Source organism: Aminobacter sp. P4_D5 (genome assembly GCF_056401815.1).
This window is the reverse complement of the sequence record NZ_JBFUIP010000442.1, coordinates 1-1001: the sequence shown is the minus strand read 5'-3', so window position 1 is coordinate 1001 and position 1001 is coordinate 1. Positions and strand designations below refer to the sequence as shown.

1 protein-coding gene is annotated in these 1001 nt (G+C 71.3%); it reads left to right on the top strand.

Translation table 11 applies throughout. The features are described from left to right. On the top strand, nucleotides 1-1001 hold a 1001-nt coding region (gene murA / locus AC1DWF_RS32610), incomplete at both ends, for a UDP-N-acetylglucosamine 1-carboxyvinyltransferase (protein ID WP_476842656.1).

The window sequence follows — 1001 nt, the reverse complement described above, 5'->3', positions numbered from 1 at the left end:
GCTCATGGCCGCCGCGCTCCTGGCGGACGGGCCGCTGGTCCTGACCAATGCCCCCGATCTCGCGGACATCGCGACCATGCGGCAGCTGCTGGTGCAGCACGGCCTCACCGTCGAGCATGACAGGACGGCCCGCACCCTGAAGCTGTCGGGCGCCGCGGCCAGCCTGGAAGCGCCCTACGACATCGTCCGCAAGATGCGCGCCTCGGTGCTCGTCCTCGGCCCGCTGCTGGCCCGCTACGGCAAGGCCCGCGTCTCCCTCCCCGGCGGCTGCGCCATCGGCACGCGGCCGGTGGACCTTCATATCAAGGGGCTGGAGCAGCTCGGCGCCGAGGTCGAGATCACCGCCGGCTACATCGAGGCCCGCGCCCCCCAGGGCAAGCTGCGCGGCGCGAAGATCATCTTCCCCCAGGTCAGCGTCGGCGCCACCGAGAACCTGCTGATGGCCGCCTGCCTGGCCGAGGGCGAGACCGAGCTGGTCAACGCCGCCCGCGAGCCCGAGATCACCGACCTCGCCATGTGCCTCATGCGCATGGGCGCCCGCATCGAGGGCATCGGCACCGGCACGCTGCGGATCGAGGGCGGCGCCACGCTGCTCCCGGCCACGCACCCCATCGTCCCCGACCGAATCGAGGCCGGCACCTATGCCTGCGCCGCCGCCATCACCGGCGGCAGGCTGCACCTCGAAGGCGCGCGGCTGGAGCATCTCGGCTCCGTCGCCCGCGTGCTGCGCGACAGCGGCGTGGATGTCGCCGAGACCAATTCCGGCCTCACGGTCAGCCGCCTCAACGGGCTGCGCGGGGCCGACGTGATGACCGAACCCTTCCCCGGCTTCGCGACCGACATGCAGGCCCAGTTCATGGCCCTCATGACCGTCGCCGACGGCGCCTCGATGATCACCGAGACCATCTTCGAGAACCGCTTCATGCATGTCCCCGAGCTCATGCGCATGGGCGCTCGCATCAACTTCCATGGCACGTCCGCCATCGTGCGCGGCGTGCCGA